We start from the raw sequence: 18,542 nt of genomic DNA, 5'->3' as shown, positions 1-18,542 counted from the left end.
GGCAAGGCCAGCTCCCACAAATGGATCTGTATACGCCGTCCAACCTGTGGGAGCCGGCCTTGCCGGCGATTGGGCTGCAAAGCAGCCCCGGGGCTTACTGGACTTCTTGCGGGGTCTCCTGGCCCAGGCAGCGCACCGCCTGCTTCTTGTTGTTGACCAGCACACCAGTCAGGCCCTTTTGCGCGGTATCGAACAACACCAGCACGCCATCAACGCACTGCGCCACCTGGCTGGCCGGCTGCAGCGAGATCTTGTAGTCCTCGCCCGGGATGGTCTTGAGCATGGTGAAGTCGGACAGCAGCAGCGCATCCTCGGGCTTGGCGAAATGCAGGTAACCGTAGTACCACAGGGCCGCGACGGTACCGATGATGCTGCAGACACCGGTAATGATCAGCGGGATGGCGTTGCGTTCTTCACTCATTGCGACTTCTCGTCAGGGTAATTGGGGACTTCGGCCAGGCGCCGCAGCCCGTTGAAATGGCTCGGGTCGTCCAGAAAGCGCAACATGACCTGGCGCCAGGTCTTGTCAGCAAAGGTCTGCACATGCCCGCCACGGGTCAGCTGCAACACCCGTGGTGGAGGCGCAGCCTGGTACAACTGCAAGCCGTTGACCAGCGGCACGATGGGGTCGTCGATGCTGTGGAAGAACAGCTTGGGCGGGGCCTTGATCCGTGCGATCGAATGGATCGCACTGTCGCCATCGGGCACCAGCCACGACAACGGCACCTGCAGCGGCCAGGTCATCCAGGAATTGCTCAGGGCAAAGCGCCCGACCTGGCGATAGCTGGCCGGCACACCATCGAAGACCATGGCCTTGAAGCGTTCGGCCTGGCGCGGATGCTCGGCCAGGTAATGGATGGCCATCGAGCCGCCCAGGCTCTGGCCGAGCAGGATCTGCGGCGTGCCCTGCACCTCGGGCGCCTTGTCCAGCCAGTCCAGCGCCGCGGCGATATCCAGGTAGACCTCGGGCAGACTAGGCTTGCCCTGCGACAGGCCGTAGCCGCGGTAGTCGAGCAACAGCACCTGATAGCCCTGCTCCGGCAACCACCAACTGCCACCCAGGTGCCAGGCCAGGTTGCCGCCATTGCCATGCAGGTGCAGCACCGTGCCCTTGACCTCGACACCAGCCTTGGCCGGCAGCCACCAGGCATGCAGGCGAGTGCCGTCGGCGGCGGTCAGGGTTACGTCGCGGTACGCGAGTTTGGCTTTCTCGGGGGTGAACGGCTGGCCTGGTTCGGGATAGAACAACAGCGAACTGCAGCCGTTCAGACTCAGCAACACCAGCAGCAGGCCCAGGGGCCTGCGCCATGCATCAGAGAATGTTCGAGTAATCAGCTTCAATCCGGTCCAGGCTCAGGTGGTTGAGGAAGTTGGAGAAACACATCCAGGCCGACAGCGCGTTGAGGTCGCGAAACTGCTCCGGCAGGTACTTGGGCGGTTCCACCAGGCCTTCATCGACCAGTTGGCGCAAGGTGCGCATGTCTTCAAGAGTGGTCTTGCCGCAGAACAACAAGGGGATCTGTTCGAGCTTGCCCTTGCGCACGGCCAACTGAATATAGTTGTAAACCATGATAAAGCCCTTGAGATAGGACAAGTCCTTGGTAAACGGCAGGCCGTTGGGCACCGAGCCACGGAACACCCGGCTGGCGTTGCCATAGCTTTCGGCCATCTCGAAGCCCTGGGCGCGGAAAAACTCGTAGACCTGCATGAAGTCGGCGCCCTCCTCGACCATATGGATGGCGCGGGTGCGGTTGGTCAGCTTGCGCAGACGGCTAGGGTAGGAAGCGAAAGCGATCACCTCCATGAGGATCGCCAGGCCTTCCTGGGTCACGGTCGATGAGGGCGGGCCCTTGGCCAGGAAGGTGCAGATCGGCTGGTTGAGGCCGTTGAGGGTGGTGCCGACGTGCACCAGGCCTTCGTGAACCTCCAGCGCGCGCACATCGCGGCTGTTGAACATGGCGTCGGCGCGGATCTTGATGTAGTCGGCACCAGCGGCGGCGTCGGCGACGATACCGTCGGACTCGAACACCCGGATGGTGTCCTCGGCCTCGTTGAACACCTTGTTCAGGCGGCCCTGGAGCATCTCAACGGCCTGCTTGGCGGTGAGGTTCTTCGGCTCGTCCTTGAGGTCGCCACGGCCGTCGATGTTGTTCAGGTAATCCGAGAGCATCAGGCCGAGGTCGGCCAGGGTCGGGTCACCGGCGTGGAAGGCATCGGAGGCGGCGCCGTACAGCTCCTGGGAAATCAAACCGAAATCCTCGGTGCCGCGCGCTTCGAGCATGCGCACCACCATGCGGTATTCCTTGCACATGCGCCGCATGATCTGCCCGACCGGGTTGAACTGGCCAAGCTGGCGGGTGATGTCGCGTTCGATGTTCTGGAACTCGAGCTTGACCGCGGCGGAGTCGAACGACAGCGGCCGGCCCTGGTAGTAGGCGCGGTCTACCGCTGGCAGCTCCTTGCCCTTGGCCTTGAGGAAACCCTGGCGGATGCTGTCGTCCCACTTCACCGCATCGAGCACGCGAATGGGCGTTTGCGCCAGGACAATGCGATCAGACAGGGCACGTATCGTCTGCTGGTACTCGTCCACCCTACACTCCTTGAATTGCGCTGATTACTTGCCGGCCCGCTTGAAGCGCGCCACTTCGATGAACAGGTCGGAGTTGGCCGGATCGTCCAGGTAAGCCAGGACGCGCTCGGCCGGGCTGTCGATAAGAACGCCTTCGCCGTTTTCTTCGGGCACCTCGATGCTGCGGCCGCTGAGTTCTTTCTTCTGCACGGCCTGGTTGACCTGCTCGACGTCGAGGTTGTAGACCACCAGTTCCTTGTTATCGAGCACTTCAAAGCCGCCGATCAGGAAGTTGCCGCCCAGGCGCTTGGGCACGCCGGCCGAGAGGTACCAGCGGTTGCCGTGCTGGGACACGGTGAAGGCGTACTCGTCGCGCTTCTTGTTCTTGCCGATGGCCACTGCCTTGTAGGCGTTGCCACCGCTGCGGCTGATCTGCAGGGTCAGCGGCTCGCCCCAGGCGTCCTTGCTGGTCCAGGTGCCGAGCAGGGCCTTGGGCGCAGGTTTGTTGCCCGGGATCGGCTCATTGAAGGTGACCAGACAACCGCCAAGCAGTAAGAACGACAATGCCAACAGCAGGGTTCTGGCTTTCATCAACCTCTCCTTGAAATAGGTTCGCGCCTTACACCGACGCCAAGACCAGATGCAGGTACCGGGTAAGAATAGCGAGCATCGGCGCTTCAGCCTGGGCTTGTTCGCCGTCGAGCAGGCCCTGATATTCCATCTGCTCGATTATCGCCGTCAACACCAGGGCATCCTGTTGTGGCTGACGCGAGCCTACCACTTGCAGCATCTGCACGGCGCCGCGCAGCAGAATCTGCTCGTGCAGTTTGACCAGATCGGCCAGGCGCGGGCACAGCAACGCCTCCTGGCGAAAGGCCTGCTCGGCCATCAAGAAGTCGCGGCGGTTATGCAACTGGCGCTGTACATAGTCAGTGGTCATCTTCGCCACTTCGTCGGCCAGCCGCGCCCGCCACTGCGGGCTGCCATCGCCCTGGGAGAGCAACTGGCGCAGCACCACCTCGGTGTTCTCCCAGAGCTTGGCCATGTAGGCCGCGCTGCGTTCGACATACTGGGCGAAGGTGTCGGTGAGCAGGTCTTCGATGTCTTTGAAGTAATAGGTGGTGGCCGACAGCGGCACCCCGGCCTCGGCCGCCACCGCGCGGTGGCGCACGCCGCGCACGCCGTCACGCACGACGATGCGCATGGCCGCGTCGAGGATCTGCTGGCGGCGCTGCTCGCTGCCTTCACGGCTGGCCTTACGGCCCTGGTACTGCACGCTTTCGGCCACCGCTGTAGCCACACCGGCGGCGCCTTGTTGAGTCATTGCGGGAGTCACTGCTGGTCTACCCCAAACGTTGGATCCGATCGATGAATTTCTTGCAGGCATGAAAAAGCCGCCCCGGGAGGCGGCTTGTTCAGTTCGCTCAGGCCTGTGGGCGCATGTGCGGGAACAGGATCACGTCGCGAATCGATGGCGAGTTGGTCAGCAGCATCACCAGGCGGTCGATGCCGATGCCTTCACCGGCGGTTGGCGGCATGCCGTATTCCAGGGCACGGACGAAGTCGGCATCGTAGTGCATGGCTTCGTCGTCACCGGCGTTCTTCTCGGCCACCTGGGCCATGAAGCGCTCGGCCTGGTCTTCGGCATCGTTGAGCTCGGAATAGGCGTTGGCGATTTCACGGCCACCGATGAACAGCTCGAAGCGGTCGGTGACGTTCGGGTTCTCGTCGTTGCGACGGGCCAGCGGCGAGACTTCGAACGGGTACTGGGTGATGAAGTGCGGCTGCTCCAGCTTGTGCTCGACCAGTTCTTCGAAAATCATCACCTGCAGTTTGCCCAGGCCTTCGAAGCCGAGCACCTTGGCGCCGGCTTTCTTGGCGATCTCGCGGGCCTTGTCGATGTCCTGCAGGTCGGCTTCGGTGAGTTCCGGGTTGTACTTGAGGATCGAGTCGAACACCGACAGGCGTACGAACGGCTCGCCGAAGTGGAACACCTTGTCGCCGTACGGCACGTCGGTGCTGCCCAGAACCAGCTGGGCCAGTTCACGGAACAGCTCCTCGGTGAGGTCCATGTTGTCTTCGTAGTCAGCATGGGCCTGGTAGAACTCGAGCATGGTGAACTCGGGGTTGTGCCGGGTCGATACGCCTTCGTTACGGAAGTTGCGGTTGATCTCGAAGACTTTCTCGAAACCACCGACCACCAGGCGCTTGAGGTACAGCTCCGGGGCGATACGCAGGAACATCTGCATGTCCAGGGCGTTGTGGTGGGTTTCGAACGGCTTGGCCGCAGCACCACCAGGGATGGTTTGCAGCATTGGCGTCTCGACTTCGAGGAAGTCGCGGGCCATCAGGAAGTTGCGGATGTGCGCGATGACCTGCGAGCGAACGCGGAAGGTGTGACGGGTTTCCTCGTTGACCATGAGGTCGACGTAGCGCTGGCGGTAGCGCTGCTCGGTATCGGTCAGGCCGTGGTGCTTGTCCGGCAGCGGGCGCAGCGACTTGGTCAGCAGGCGCACGCTGGTCATTTCGACGTACAGGTCGCCCTTGCCCGAGCGCGCCAGGGTACCTTCGGCGGCGATGATGTCGCCCAGGTCCCAGGTCTTGACCGCAGCCAGGGTTTCTTCCGGCAGGGTCTTGCGGTTGACGTAGACCTGGATGCGCCCGGTCATGTCCTGGATCACCATGAACGAGCCACGGTTGAGCATGATGCGCCCGGCAACCTTGACCGGAATCGCTGCAGCTTCCAGCTCTTCCTTGGTCTTGTCGACATACTGTTTCTGCAGGTCGTTGCAGTAGCTGTCACGGCGGAAGTCGTTGGGGAAGGCATTACCCTTGGCGCGCTCGGCAGCAAGTTTTTCCTTGCGCAGCGCGATCAGGTTGTTTTCTTCCTGTTGCAGGTCTTGCGATTCGGTCTTCAGGTCGCTCATGTCGTCATTTTTTCCATCAGGTATTCGTTGCCCTTTTCGGGCAGGGCACGCGATGCCGGCGGGCGGCCGGGCATCGCGGCGGTGGTGTGCGGCTTACAGCCCCTGCTTGAGGCTCGCTTCCAGGTACTGGTCGAGGTCGCCGTCCAGCACCTTCTGGCAATCGCTGCGCTCGACGCCGGTGCGCAGGTCCTTGATACGCGAGTCATCCAGCACGTACGAACGGATCTGGTGGCCCCAGCCGATGTCCGACTTGCTGTCTTCCAATGCCTGCGAGGCGGCGTTGCGCTTCTGCATTTCCAGCTCGTACAACTTGGCCCGCAGCATTTTCATGGCGGTGTCCTTGTTGGCGTGCTGGGAGCGTTCGTTCTGGCAGGCCACCACGGTGTTGGTCGGCACGTGGGTGATACGCACCGCCGAGTCGGTGGTGTTTACGTGCTGACCACCGGCGCCCGAGGAGCGGTAGGTGTCAACGCGCAGGTCAGACGGGTTGATGTCGATTTCAACCTTGTCGTCGATCTCGGGCGACACGAACACCGCCGAGAACGAGGTGTGGCGACGGGCGCCGGAGTCGAACGGGCTCTTGCGCACCAGGCGGTGCACGCCGATCTCGGTACGCAGCCAGCCGAAGGCGTACTCGCCCTTGATGTGCACGGTGGCGCCCTTGATGCCGGCGACTTCACCTTCGGAAAGCTCGATGATGGTGGCGTCGAAACCGCGCTTGTCGGCCCAGCGCAGGTACATGCGCAGGAGGATGTTGGCCCAGTCCTGGGCTTCGGTGCCACCGGAACCTGCCTGAATGTCCAGGTAAGCGTTGTTCATGTCCATCTCGCCGCTGAACATGCGGCGGAACTCGAGCTTGGCCAGGCTTTCTTCCAGGCCTTGCAGCTCGGTCATGACGTCGCTCACGGCGCCTTCGTCATTTTCTTCGACGGCCATGTCGAGCAGGTCCTGGCAGTCGGCCAGGCCGTTGGCCATCTTGTCCAGGGTGTCGACGATCTGCGCCAGCATGGCGCGCTCGCGGCCCAGTTCCTGGGCGTACTCGGGCTTGTTCCAGACGTTCGGGTCTTCGAGCTCGCGGTTGACTTCGATCAGGCGGTCATGCTTGTGATCGTAGTCAAAGATACCCCCGAATGGACTCGGAGCGCTCGGTCAGGTCCTTGATGGTGTTCAGGATCGGTTGGATTTCCATGGGCGGGCAGCTCTCGTGCGTATTCTGTAGAAAAGCCGGAGAGTATAGCGGAGTTAGAGCTTCAAGCGGCAAGCTACAAGCGACAAGAGGCCGGAGAAATGCCCGGCGCTGCGGTTTTTCTTCCAGCTTGTAGCGTGCCGCTGGTGGCTGCTGTCAATCCACCCCGACCTGGTTGCGGCCGTTGTTCTTGGCCAGGTACAGGCCTTTGTCCGCTGCCGAAATCAACTGCCGGCAGTGGCTGCCGATGCCCGGGGTGAGGGTCGCCAGGCCGATGCTCACGGTCAGCACCGAGTCGGGGTCGGGCATGGTGTGGGCGATGTTCATCGCCGCGACGGTCTGACGCAGTTTTTCCGCGACCAGGCGCGCGCCGCCCGGCGAGGTGTTGGGCAGCACCAGGGCGAACTCCTCGCCGCCGTAACGGGCCGGCAGGTCGCTGGGGCGGGCGCAGGAGGCGCGAATGGCTTCGGCGACCTTGCGCAGCGCTTCGTCACCAGCCAGGTGGCCGAAGGTGTCGTTGAACGACTTGAAGTAGTCGACGTCGATCATCAGCAACGACAGCTGCGCCTGCTCACGCATGGCCCGGCGCCATTCCAGTTCCAGGTACTCGTCGAAGTGGCGACGGTTGGAAAGCCCGGTGAGGCCGTCGGAGTTCATCAGCCGCTGCAGCACCAGGTTGGTGTCGAGCAACTGCTGCTGGCTGACGCGCAGGGCCCGGTAGGCCTCGTCGCGTTGCAGCAGGGTCAGGTAGGAGCGCGAGTGGTAACGGATGCGCGCCACCAGCTCGATGTTGTCCGGCAGTTTCACCAGGTAGTCGTTGGCCCCGGCGGCGAAGGCCGCGCTCTTGACCAGCGGATCTTCCTTGGTCGACAGGACGATGATCGGGATGTCCTGGGTGGCCGGGTTGTTGCGGTACTCGCGCACCAGGGTCAGGCCGTCCAGGCCTGGCATGATCAGGTCCTGGAGGATCACCGTGGGCTTGATCCGCACGGCCTGGGCCACCGCCTGGTGCGGGTCGGCACAGAAGTGGAAGTCGATGTTCTCTTCGTGAGCCAGGCCACGCCGCACCGCCTCGCCGATCATTGCCTGATCGTCGACCAAGAGGACCATTGCCGAGTTTTCGTTCATGGTCGGAAAACCGTCGAGCGGTAAATCATTCATGCGCTGTCACCTGGTCACTGCCGGCCAGCCGGCGTGGCTCAATACATATCGTCATTTTGGAAAAATTTCCATCAATCGCGCGGCGATTCGCTCCAGTGGGCGAATTTCGACGGCGGCGTCTATCGCGGCGGCTGCCTTGGGCATGCCGTACACCGCGCTGCTCTGCTGATCCTGGGCGATGGTCAGAAAGCCCTGTTGGCGCATCAGCTTCAGGCCCTGGGCGCCATCGCGCCCCATGCCGGTGAGCAGTACGCCGACCGCGTCGCCGCGCCAGTAGCGGGCCACGCTTTCAAAAAATACGTCGATGGAGGGCCGGTAGATCTCGTTTACCGGCTCCGCGGTATAGGCCAGGTTGCCGTTCTTGAGCAGGCGGATGTGGTGGTTGGTCCCGGCCAGCAGCACCTGCCCCGGTTGCGGCGGCTCGCCTTCGCGGGCCAGGCGCACGGCCAGGCCCGAGGCGCTGCTGAGCCATTCGGCCATGCCGGCGGCGAACACCTGGTCAACGTGCTGGACCAGCACGATGGCCGCCGGAAAACTGCCGGGCAAGCCTTTGAGCAGTACCTCGAGGGCCGCCGGGCCGCCCGCCGAGGAGCCGATGGCGACCAGGCCCTGGCGCTGCGCGGCTTCTCGCACCGGCGCGGCCATGGCCCGGGTCGGGGTGCTGCGCTGCTGGCCGATCAGCCAGCCGATATTGAGGATCTTGCGCAGCAACGGCGCTGCGGCTTCACGCGGATCGCCCGCGCCCAGGGCCGGGGTGTCGACCACATCGAGGGCGCCATGGCCCATGGCCTCGAACACCCGGTGGACGTTCTGCTGGCGGTCGACGGTGACGATCACGATGGCACACGGCGTTTCGGCCATGATCCGCCGGGTAGCCTCGACGCCATCCATGACCGGCATGATCAGGTCCATGAGGATCAGGTCCGGCAACTGCTCGGCGCACAGCTTGACCGCTTCGGCGCCATTGCTGGCGACCCAGATCACCTGGTGGGCCGGTTCGAATGCCAACGCCCGGCGCAAGGCCTCCACGGCCAGGGGCATGTCGTTGACGATGGCGATTTTCATCCCTGCGCTCCCCCGATCAACTCGACGACGGCGTCGAGCAAGGCATCATCGTGAAAACTGGCCTTTGCCAAATAGTAGTCGGCCCCGGCGTCCAGTCCACGGCGACGATCTTCTTCGCGGTCTTTATACGACACCACCATCACCGGCAAGGATTGCAGGCGGCTGTCGCGGCGCAACAGGGTGACCAGCTCGATGCCGTCCATGCGCGGCATGTCGATGTCGGTGATCAGCAGGTCGAAGTCTTCGCTGCGCAAGGCGTTCCAGCCGTCCATGCCGTCTACTGCGACGGCCACTTCATAACCCTTGTTGCTCAGCAGCTTGCGTTGCAGCTCGCGCACCGTCAGCGAGTCGTCGACCACCAGCACGCGTTTGCGCGCGGCTTCACGGACGCTACGCTGGCCGCGCTCGATACGCTCCAGGCGGCCGGTACTGAGGAGTTTTTCCACCGAGCGCAGCAGGTCTTCGACGTCGATGATCAGCACCACCGCGCCGTCGTCGAGCAACGCTCCGGCGGAGATGTCCTGAACCTTGCCCAGGCGCGCGTCCAGCGGCATCACCACCAGCACCCGCTCGCCGATCAGGCGCTCGACCGCCACACCATAAAGCATCTCGCGCTCGCGAATCACCACCACCTTGATGCTCTGGCCCTCACCCTGGCTCGGCGGACGGTTGAGCAACTGGCTGGCCGCGACCAAACCGATATGCCGGCCCTCATGCCAAAAATGCTGGCGGCCCTCGATCTGCACGATGGCCTCGGCCGGCAGCTCCAGGGTGCGCTCGATGTGCGCCAGCGGGAAGGCATAGGCTTCGGCGCCAACCTCGACCACCAGGCTGCGCACCACCGACAGGGTCAGCGGCACTTCGAGGTGAAAGCAACTGCCCTGGCCGCTGGTCTGGGTCAGCTCGATCGAGCCGCGCAACTGGCGAACCATGTGCTGCACGGCGTCCAGGCCGACACCGCGTCCGGACACCTCGGTGACCCGGTCGCGCAGGCTGAAACCGGGCAAGAACAGGAAGGTCAGCAGTTCGGCCTCGCTCATCTGCGCCACGGTTTCGGCGGGCGACAACTGGCGCTCGACGATGCTCTGGCGCAAGTGCGCAAGATCGACGCCGCCGCCATCGTCGCTGATCTCAAGCACCAGCAACCCGGCCTGGTGCGAGGCGCGCAGGCGGATCTGCCCTTCCAGTGGCTTGCCGGCCACCAGGCGCCGTTCGGGCGATTCGATGCCGTGATCGACGGCATTGCGCAGCAGGTGGGTCAAGGGCGCTTCGAGCTTTTCCAGTACGTCGCGGTCGACCTGGGTCTTCTCGCCTTCAATTTCCAGGCGCACCTGCTTGCCCAGCGAACGGCCCAGGTCACGGACCATGCGGCTTTGCCCGGTCAGCACATCGGCGAACGGGCGCATGCGACAGGCCAGCGCGGTGTCGTACAGCAGTTGCGCGCGCTGGCTGGCCTGCCAACCGAACTCATCGAGGTCGGAGGCTTGCTGCAACAGAATTTGCTGGGTCTCACCGAGCAGGCGCTGGGCCTGGGCCAGGGCGTCCTGGACTTCCGCGCTCTGGCCGCTGCTTTCCAGTTGCTGCTTGAGGCCATCGAGGGCACGGATACTTTGCCCATGCATGCGCTTGAGGCGCTGCAGGGTAGCCAGGTAGGGCTTGAGCCGCTGGGTTTCGACCAGCGATTTGCTCGACAGGTCGAGCAGGCTGTTCAGGCGCTCGGCAGTCACGCGCAAGACCCGCTCGCCACCCTCGCCCGTGCGTTTGCCACTGCGCACCGGCGCCGCTTCGACCTCGGGCTCGGGTTCTACGCTTGGCGGCTCGACCGCCAGGGGTTCGGGTTCCGGTTCCGGCAATAGCGCCGGCGGCGCTGCGACAGCAGGCGCGGGTGTCGCACCGGGGTCGAGCAAGGCGGCCATCTGCACCAGGAAGGTCTGAACCGCAGCGTCGATGCTGGCATCGCCCGGGGTGGCGATGCGCATCAGCAGGTCAGTGCCCTGCAACAGCGCATCGATATGTTCCGGGCGCAGCAGCAGCCGGCCTTCCTGGGCGCCGACCAGGCAGTCTTCCATCACATGGGCGACGCTGACCCCGGCATCGACGCCGACAATCCGCGCCGCGCCCTTGAGCGAGTGGGCCGCACGCATGCAGGCTTCCAGCTGATCGGCTTGGGTCGGGTTGCGCTCCAGCGCCAGCAGCCCGGCACTGAGCACCTGGGTCTGGGCCTCGGCCTCCAGGCTGAACAGCTCGAGCAACGAAGCGTCGCGCATTTGCTCTGGGGTCATGACAGGCTCCGGTTCACGGCAGACAGCACTTGGTCTTCATCCAGCACGCGAACACTGCGCCCGCGCCATTGCAGCACCGCTGCGGTAAAACGGGTTTCGCCCTGCTCGGCCTCCAGGCGACGGGGGTCCAGGCCATGGATGCCGTCCACTTCATCGACCTGGACCACCACCGAGCCGCCGGCAGCGGCGATGATCAGCATGCGCGGCATGATCCGCGCCGAGATTGGCGCCGCAGCCTGGCTTTCAAGGCCAAGCAGATCGCCCAGCGACAGGCACGGCACCAGCGCACCCCGCACATTGGCCACGCCATGCAACACCCGCGAGCGCTGGTGCGGCAAGGAATGTACCTGCTGCAGCGGTGCGACCTCGACCAGGCAGCGGGTAGCCAGTGCCAGCCACTCCTCGCCCAGGCGAAACAGCAACAGCGAGCGGCCACTACTGGCTTGCTCAGGCACCTCGCTCTGTTCGTGAGCTTCCTGGGACAGCGAGTAGCGGTCCAGCAGGCGCGTCGCCGCAGCCGCGTAAACATCGCAGTTGCGGCAATGAATATGTTCTTCGAGCAGCGGGCAGCTCTTGTCGCCATGCACGCCAATACGGTTCCAGCAGTCATCGATGCTGGCGGCGTCACTGGCGACCAGTTGCACGTCGTTGTCACCCATCATTGTTCAGACTCCCGGTCGGCGCGCCGTGCGGCCCGCTCCTGCAGGCGCCGGGCGCCTGCGACATCACCTTGCGAGGCCAGCAACGCAGCCAGGTGCACCAGCGCCTCCGGATGCTGGGGGTCGAGGTACAACGCCTTACGGTAGTGGCTCAGGGCCTCGCCGCTGTCCCCGGCGGTGTCGCTGAGCAAGCCCAGCCAGTAGAACACCTGGGCAGTGGGCGGGTACTGCTGCAAATAGCGGGCGCAAGCCGCCTGGGCTTCGGCGCTGCTGCCGGCGTTGGCCAACTGGGCGATCTGCGCCAGCAACTCGCCGGCCGATTCCTGCGCGGCGGGCCTTGCCTGCGCAGGCGCAATCGGTTGGATCTTGCGCAGCGTCACCGACGCCGGGCGCGGCACGCTGGCCGCCGTCACCGGCACGGTCAACGGCAGGGGGATAGCCAGCGGCTTGCTGGGCGGCACCGGGTCCATTGCAGCCTGGCGCACATAGGCAAACGACTGGGCAATGCCCACCGGACGCATACCCATGCGCGCCAGCAGGCTACCTTCGGCCGGGCCGATAAACAGCACGCCCTGCTCGTGGATCAGACTTTTGAGCACCTCGAACACCCGCTGCTGGGTGGGGACGTCAAAGTAGATCAGCAAGTTGCGGCAAAACACGAAATCGTAGCTGCCTTCACGGGCTTTTAGCGCCGGGTCCAAGACGTTGCCGACCTGCAGTTTGACCTGCTGGCGAACCCGCTCGTCAAGGCTATGGCCTTCGTCAGTCTCGCTGAAATGCCGCTCGCGAAAATCCAGGTGCGAGCCCCGGAACGAATTGCGCCCATACAGCGCCTGCTCGGCGCGGCCAATGGAATTGGGGCTGATGTCCATGGCGTCGACGCGAAAGCTGTGAGAGGCAAAGCCGCCGTCGAGCAGGGCCATGGCAATCGAGTACGGCTCTTCACCGGTCGAGCACGGCAGGCTGAGGATCCGCAGCGGGCGCATGCCAGCCAGCTCGGCCAGGCGTTTGCGCGCCAGGGTCAGCAGGGCATTGAACGACTCCGGATAGCGGAAGAACCAGGTTTCGGGGACGATCACCGCTTCGATCAGCGCCTGCTGCTCCTGGCTCGACTGCTGCAGCCGCAGCCAATAGTCATCCAGGTCGCGGGCTTCAAGGGTCGCGCAGCGCTGACGCAAGGCGCGTTCGACCATCGGCGCGCCGACCGAGGCAACGTCCAGGCCAATACGATCCTGCAAAAAACGAAAGAAGCGCTGTTCGCCGCTCATGCCAGGCCCCCGCCGTTCGCCGCCAGCTCAGGCGGAAACAGCAACTGGCGCACCTCGGCGCTGAGCAGGTCCTGCACGCCAATGCGCTGGAGCAGGCCGTGGGCATCCTCGCGCACCGGCCCCAGGTAAGGCGCCTGCTGGTTGTCCAGGCCATAGGGCTGGAACTCGGCGGGCTCGCAACGCAGGGTATCGGTGGCCTGTTCGAGGATCAGCCCCAGCAGCAAGTGTGGGCGCAACGGGTCGGCACGGTAGTGCACCAGTACCAGGCGCGTGCTGGTGCGCACCGGCGCCGGCAGGCCGAAACTCAAGGCGCCGACGTCAATCACCGGCACCAGCGCGCCGCGATGCGCCAGCACCCCGGCCACCCAGGCCGGGGTCTGGGCGATGGGCTTGAGCGGCAGGCGCGGCAGCACCTCGGCGACTTCATGGGCGTCCAGGGCAAAGCGCTGGTCGCCGATGCGAAACACCAGGTACAAGGTGCCGTGGGAGGCCGCATCCTGGTTGCGGCGAGGCTGTAGGTCGTTCATCGGCAGGTCAGACTTTGAACCGCGACACGCCGCCACGCAGGCCGGTGGCCACCTGGCTCAGTTCGTCGATGGCAAAGCTGGCCTGGCGCAGCGATTCGACCGTCTGGCTGCTGGCATCGCCCAACTGCGCCAGGGCGTGGTTGATCTGTTCGGCGCCGGTGGCCTGGGCCTGCATGCCTTCATTGACCATCAGCACCCGCGGCGCCAGGGCCTGGACCTGGTGAATGATCTGAGTCAGCTGCTCGCCAACCTGCTGCACCTCGAACATGCCGCGGCGCACTTCCTCGGAGAACTTGTCCATGCCCATGACCCCGGCCGACACCGCCGACTGGATCTCGCGAACCATCTGCTCGATGTCGTAGGTAGCAACGGCGGTCTGGTCGGCCAGGCGCCGCACTTCGGTGGCGACCACGGCGAAACCACGGCCGTACTCACCGGCTTTTTCCGCCTCGATGGCGGCGTTGAGCGAGAGCAGGTTGGTCTGGTCGGCGACCTTGACGATGGTCACCACCACCTGGTTGATGTTGCCGGCCTTCTCGTTGAGGATCGCCAGTTTGTTGTTGACCAGGTCGGCTGCGCCCATCACCTGGTGCATGGTTTCTTCCATGCGCGCCAGGCCCTGCTGGCCGGAGCCGGCAAGGATCGAGGCCTGGTCGGCGGCCGAGGTGACTTCGGTCATGGTCCGGACCAGGTCGCGGGAAGTCGCGGCGATTTCCCGCGAAGTGGCGCCGATTTCAGTGGTAGTGGCGGCGGTTTCGGTAGCGGTAGCCTGTTGCTGCTTGGAGGTGGCGGCGATCTCGGTCACCGAGGTAGTGACCTGCACCGACGAACGCTGGGCCTGGGACACCAGGTTGGTCAGTTCGCCCATCATTTCGTTGAAGCCGGTTTCGACCGCGCCGAACTCGTCCTTGCGGTCCAGGTTCAGGCGCACGCTGAGGTCGCCGCCGCTGAGCTTGTCCAGGGCATGGACGATACGCTGCATCGGTGCGGTGATGGCCCGCATCAGCACCAGGCCGCAGATGGTCGCGGCAACGATGGCCAGCAGCAGCGAGACGATCATGCTGAACTTGGCCGTGGCCACGGCGCTGACGATGGAGTCGGTGGCGGATTCGGCCGAGTGACGGTTGCGCTCGATCACCCCGTTCAAGTGCTTGCGGCCATCGACCCAGGCCGGGGTCAGCACCTCGGCGAGCAGGCGCTGTGCCTCGGGGTAATCCTTCTTGCGGTAGGCTTCCAGTACGGTATCCACCGCTTTCAGGTAGGCGGCTTCGAGCTGTCCGAACTGGTCGAAGCTGGCCTGGTCGTCCTTCTCGCGAATGGTCTCCTGGTAGCTGGCCATGTGCTGCTTGAGGCGCTCTTCAAAGCCCTTGTACAGCTCCATGTCGGCCGAGGTGATCTCGCGGTGGTCGCTCAGGCCCACCAGTTGCTGGGTCAGTACATAGCTGTCGACCCAGGCGCTGCGGATCATGGAGCTGTAGTAAACCCCGGGGATGCTGTCGGTTCGCACCGCTTCCTCGCCGGATTCTATGGCCACCAGTCGCGAATAGGCGGCGACCACCATCAGCGACATGATGGCGATAATCACGGCGAAGCTCGCCAGGATCCGTTGGCGCAAGGTCCAGTTTTTCACAGTCAGCCCTCAAGTGTTCTACGCGAGCAGGAAAAATGGGCAGAGTATAGCCCAGCGGCTGCGCGCATTTGCGGCTGACTTAACGGCTGGATCGGGCCAAACGGGCTAGATACTGGCCATTAGCCCGGTTTCATTGACTGGCGGCAATCTTTACCTGGTTTTCCAGCTCGCTCTTGAGCGCCGGATCAAGCTTGAGCTGGCGCGCCAGTTCGTCCAGGTAGGCACGCTCCATGAAATGTTCTTCGTCTACCAGCATGACACTGGCAATGTACATTTCGGCGGCCATTTCCGGGGTGCTGGCGGCGCGGGCGACATCGGCCGGGTCCAGCGGTTTGTTCAGCTCGGCGTGCAGCCAGTGTTGCAGCTCCTGGTCGCTGGACAGCTTGACGAATTCGCCCTCAATCAGCGCCCGCTCGCGTTCATCGACATGACCATCGGACTTGGCCGCCGCCACCAGCGCCTTGAGGATCGCCTGGCTGTGCTGCTCGACCTGGGCCGGCGGCAGGCGGTCGAGGGTTTGCGGCTCGCCCTGTACGGCGGCGCCCTGCTTGGCCTGCCAGTTGCCGTAGGCCTTGTAGGCGATCACCCCGAGGGCCGCCAGGCCGCCGTAGGTCAGGGCCTTGCCGCCGTACTTGCGAGCCTTTTTGTTGCCCAGCAGCAAGCCCATCGCCCCTGCCGCCAGGGCACCGCCACCGGCACCTGAGAGCAGGCTGCCCAGGCCACCACCGCCCTTGCCGCCGAGCAGGTCGCCAAGGCCGCCGGATTTGCCGGCGGGGCTTTTGCCGCCCTGGTTCTGCAGCAGGTCCTGGCCGGATTTGAGCAGTTGATCGAGCAAGCCACGGGTGTTCATGGGGCATCTCCATGGGGAGGAAAGAAGCCCAAAGAGTACTGCCGCTGGCTGAAGCGAAGCTGAATGCATTTGCTTCCAGATGTTGCCTACGCTTAAACCAGCTATACCTGCACTTTCACCGCCCCGAGATAATTCCAACAAGAGGGAACACCATGTTCGTGCACAAGACCGCCACGCTCTGCGCCCTGAGCACCGCCCTGCTGGCCAGCGCCAGCCTGCAGGGCGCCGAACCCTTGAAAGCCGTGGGCGCCGGCGAAGGCCAGCTGGATATCGTTGCCTGGCCGGGTTACATCGAGCGCGGTGAAAGCGACAAGGCCTACGACTGGGTGACCGGCTTCGAGAAAGACACCGGCTGCAAAGTCAGCGTCAAGACCGCCGCCACCTCTGACGAGATGGTCAGCCTGATGACCAAGGGCGGTTACGACCTGGTCACCGCCTCCGGTGACGCCTCGCTGCGGCTGATCGCCGGCAAGCGCGTACAGCCGATCAACACGGCGCTGATCCCCAACTGGAAGAACCTCGACCCACGGCTCAAGGACGGCGCCTGGTACGTGGTCAACCAGCAGGTGTACGGCACGCCGTACCAGTGGGGCCCGAACGTGCTGCTGTACAACACCAATGTATTCAAGCAGGCGCCCAGCAGCTGGGGGGTGGTGTTCGAGCCCCAGGATCTGCCCGACGGCAAGCCCAACAAAGGCCGGGTGCAGGCCTACGACGGGCCGATCTACATCGCCGATGCGGCGCTGTACCTGAAATCGGCCAAGCCCGAACTGGGCATCCAGAACCCCTACGAACTGAACGAAACCCAATACAAGGCGGTGCTCGACCTGCTGCGCCAGCAACAGCCGCTGATCCACCGCTACTGGCACGACGCCACAGTGCAGATGAGTGACGTCAAGAACGAAGGCGTAGTCGCCTCCAGCTCCTGGGGCTACATGGTCAATGGCCTGCAAGCCGACAAGCAGCCGGTGGCCTCGACCATTCCCAAGGAAGGTGCCACCGGCTGGGCCGACACCACCATGCTGCACAGCGAGGCCAAGCACCCCAACTGCGCCTACAAGTGGATGGACTGGTCGCTGCAGCCCAAGGTCCAGGGTGACGTAGCGGCCTGGTTCGGCTCACTGCCAGCGGTGCCGGCGGCTTGCACCGGCAGCGAACTGCTCGGTGCCGAGGGCTGCAAGACCAATGGTTTCGACCAGTTCGACAAGATCGCCTTCTGGAAGACCCCGCAGGCTGAAGGCGGCAAGTTCGTGCCCTATAGCCGCTGGACCCAGGACTATATTGCGATCATGGGCGGCCGCTAGGGCCCTATCGCGGGGCAAGCCCGCTCCCACCTGAAAACACGGGCTTGCTCCCTCTTGCTGGAGCTTCGCACCATGACCCTTGCAGTGCAGTTCACCAATGTCTCGCGCACCTTTGGCGAGGTCAGGGCCGTTGACCAGGTATCGGTCGACATCCACGACGGCGAGTTTTTCTCGATGCTCGGGCCTTCGGGTTCGGGCAAGACCACCTGCCTGCGCCTGATCGCAGGCTTCGAGCACCCCAGTGCCGGGTCGATCCATATCCACGGTGAAGAGGCGGCGGGGTTGCCGCCCTACCAACGCGACGTCAACACGGTGTTCCAGGACTACGCGCTGTTCCCACACATGAACGTACGCGACAACGTCGCCTATGGCCTCAAGGTCAAGGGCGTGGCCAAGGCCGAACGCCATGCCCGCGCCGAAGAAGCCCTGGCCATGGTTGCCCTGGCCGGCTATGGCCAGCGCAAGCCGGTGCAACTGTCTGGCGGCCAGCGCCAGCGCGTGGCCCTGGCGCGGGCGCTGGTCAACCGTCCGCGGGTGCTGCTGCTCGATGAACCGCTGGGAGCGCTGGACCTGAAACTGCGCGAACAGATGCAGGGCGAACTGAAAAAACTGCAGCGCCAACTGGGCATCACCTTCATCTTTGTCACCCATGACCAGACCGAGGCGCTGTCGATGTCGGACCGCGTCGCGGTGTTCAACCGCGGCCGCATCGAGCAGGTCGACACTCCACGCAACCTGTACATGAAGCCGGCGACCACTTTCGTCGCCGAGTTCGTCGGCACCTCTAACGTGCTGCGCGGCGCCCTGGCGCAGCAACTCAATGGCAGCCAGCTGCCGTTCTCGATCCGTCCGGAACACATCCGCCTTGGCGACCAGCCGCCGGCCAGCGACGAAATCCAGGTCAGCGGCCTGCTCCACGATATCCAGTACCAGGGCAGCGCCACCCGCTACGAACTGCAACTGGACAACGGCCAACTGCTGAGCATCAGCCAGGCCAACAACCAGTGGCAGGAACACGCCGCGCCCTGGCAGCCCGGCCAGCGCCTGCAGGCGCGCTGGGCCCGCGAGGCGATGACGGCGCTGCAGGAAACCATGCCCGGCGAGGGCCGCTGAG

Annotated in this window: 17 protein-coding genes; 2 read left to right on the top strand and 15 right to left on the bottom strand. The window is 64.3% G+C overall.

All coding sequences use genetic code 11. The features are described from left to right. Window positions 1-94 precede the first annotated feature (94 nt). From ABIE20_RS08730 to ABIE20_RS08660, 15 genes are all read right to left on the bottom strand, one after another. Window positions 95-421, bottom strand: coding sequence for a hypothetical protein (locus ABIE20_RS08730; protein ID WP_195885810.1), 327 nt, complete (start codon window positions 419-421; stop codon window positions 95-97). Further along, window positions 418-1,341, bottom strand: a complete 924-nt coding sequence (locus ABIE20_RS08725; protein WP_429504414.1) for an alpha/beta hydrolase — start codon at window positions 1,339-1,341, stop codon at window positions 418-420. The genes ABIE20_RS08730 and ABIE20_RS08725 overlap by 4 nt, the downstream gene beginning before the upstream one ends. Continuing rightward, entirely contained in the window at window positions 1,313-2,590 is a 1,278-nt protein-coding gene (locus ABIE20_RS08720) for a flavohemoglobin expression-modulating QEGLA motif protein (RefSeq protein WP_038996779.1), read from the bottom strand. Before ABIE20_RS08720 ends, ABIE20_RS08725 begins: the two co-directional genes overlap by 29 nt. 24 nt (window positions 2,591-2,614) lie before the next feature. Beyond that, entirely contained in the window at window positions 2,615-3,160 is a 546-nt protein-coding gene (locus tag ABIE20_RS08715; RefSeq protein WP_045193668.1) for a hypothetical protein, read from the bottom strand. A gap of 28 nt (window positions 3,161-3,188) precedes the next feature. Continuing rightward, on the bottom strand, window positions 3,189-3,893 hold the full coding sequence (locus ABIE20_RS08710) for a TetR/AcrR family transcriptional regulator (RefSeq protein ID WP_429504413.1): 705 nt from the start codon (window positions 3,891-3,893) through the stop codon (window positions 3,189-3,191). A 100-nt stretch (window positions 3,894-3,993) separates the two neighbouring features. Continuing rightward, window positions 3,994-5,496, bottom strand: a complete 1,503-nt coding sequence (gene lysS / locus ABIE20_RS08705; protein ID WP_429504411.1) for a lysine--tRNA ligase — start codon at window positions 5,494-5,496, stop codon at window positions 3,994-3,996. Between the two features lie 93 nt (window positions 5,497-5,589). After that, window positions 5,590-6,685 (bottom strand): peptide chain release factor 2 gene (gene prfB / locus ABIE20_RS08700; RefSeq protein WP_429504409.1). Its coding sequence is split into 2 segments (ribosomal slippage): window positions 5,590-6,612 and window positions 6,614-6,685, totalling 1,095 coding nucleotides; the frame shifts between segments, so codons are not numbered across the junction. A 153-nt stretch (window positions 6,686-6,838) separates the two neighbouring features. Further along, window positions 6,839-7,843, bottom strand: a complete 1,005-nt coding sequence (locus ABIE20_RS08695) for a diguanylate cyclase (RefSeq protein ID WP_429504407.1) — start codon at window positions 7,841-7,843, stop codon at window positions 6,839-6,841. A gap of 51 nt (window positions 7,844-7,894) precedes the next feature. Continuing rightward, a complete protein-coding gene (locus ABIE20_RS08690; protein ID WP_429504405.1) occupies window positions 7,895-8,908 on the bottom strand; it encodes a chemotaxis response regulator protein-glutamate methylesterase in 1,014 nt (337 codons plus the stop codon). Then, window positions 8,905-11,190 carry a hybrid sensor histidine kinase/response regulator gene (locus tag ABIE20_RS08685; protein WP_429504403.1) on the bottom strand — a complete coding sequence of 762 codons (2,286 nt, stop codon included), beginning with the start codon at window positions 11,188-11,190 and terminating at the stop codon, window positions 8,905-8,907. Before ABIE20_RS08685 ends, ABIE20_RS08690 begins: the two co-directional genes overlap by 4 nt. Further along, the gene (locus ABIE20_RS08680) at window positions 11,187-11,852 is read right to left on the bottom strand and encodes a chemotaxis protein CheW (RefSeq protein WP_429504401.1); all 666 of its coding nucleotides are present in this window, start codon (window positions 11,850-11,852) and stop codon (window positions 11,187-11,189) included. Before ABIE20_RS08680 ends, ABIE20_RS08685 begins: the two co-directional genes overlap by 4 nt. Beyond that, window positions 11,849-13,117 (bottom strand): CheR family methyltransferase, encoded by a 1,269-nt coding sequence (locus tag ABIE20_RS08675; RefSeq protein ID WP_429504399.1) that lies wholly within the window; start codon window positions 13,115-13,117, stop codon window positions 11,849-11,851. Before ABIE20_RS08675 ends, ABIE20_RS08680 begins: the two co-directional genes overlap by 4 nt. After that, complete coding sequence (locus ABIE20_RS08670; protein ID WP_429504397.1) at window positions 13,114-13,644, bottom strand: chemotaxis protein CheW; 531 nt, start codon at window positions 13,642-13,644, stop codon at window positions 13,114-13,116. Before ABIE20_RS08670 ends, ABIE20_RS08675 begins: the two co-directional genes overlap by 4 nt. 7 nt (window positions 13,645-13,651) lie before the next feature. Beyond that, window positions 13,652-15,274, bottom strand: coding sequence for a methyl-accepting chemotaxis protein (locus tag ABIE20_RS08665; RefSeq protein ID WP_429504395.1), 1,623 nt, complete (start codon window positions 15,272-15,274; stop codon window positions 13,652-13,654). 130 nt (window positions 15,275-15,404) lie between these two features. Next, window positions 15,405-16,124, bottom strand: coding sequence for a tellurite resistance TerB family protein (locus tag ABIE20_RS08660; RefSeq protein WP_429504394.1), 720 nt, complete (start codon window positions 16,122-16,124; stop codon window positions 15,405-15,407). 152 nt (window positions 16,125-16,276) lie between these two features. Here ABIE20_RS08660 and ydcS point away from each other — a divergent pair, with 152 nt between their 5' ends. Together ydcS and ABIE20_RS08650 are read left to right on the top strand one after the other, a co-directional pair. Then, the gene (gene ydcS, locus ABIE20_RS08655) at window positions 16,277-17,428 is read left to right on the top strand and encodes a putative ABC transporter substrate-binding protein YdcS (RefSeq protein WP_429504392.1); all 1,152 of its coding nucleotides are present in this window, start codon (window positions 16,277-16,279) and stop codon (window positions 17,426-17,428) included. A 72-nt stretch (window positions 17,429-17,500) separates the two neighbouring features. Continuing rightward, on the top strand, window positions 17,501-18,541 hold the full coding sequence (locus tag ABIE20_RS08650) for an ABC transporter ATP-binding protein (protein ID WP_429504390.1): 1,041 nt from the start codon (window positions 17,501-17,503) through the stop codon (window positions 18,539-18,541). The last annotated feature ends 1 nt before the right edge of the window (window position 18,542 follow it).

Source organism: Pseudomonas sp. 2835, from assembly GCF_050435905.1.
Classification (GTDB): Bacteria; Pseudomonadota; Gammaproteobacteria; order Pseudomonadales; family Pseudomonadaceae; genus Aquipseudomonas.
This window is presented reverse-complemented; position numbering and strand designations above follow the sequence as displayed.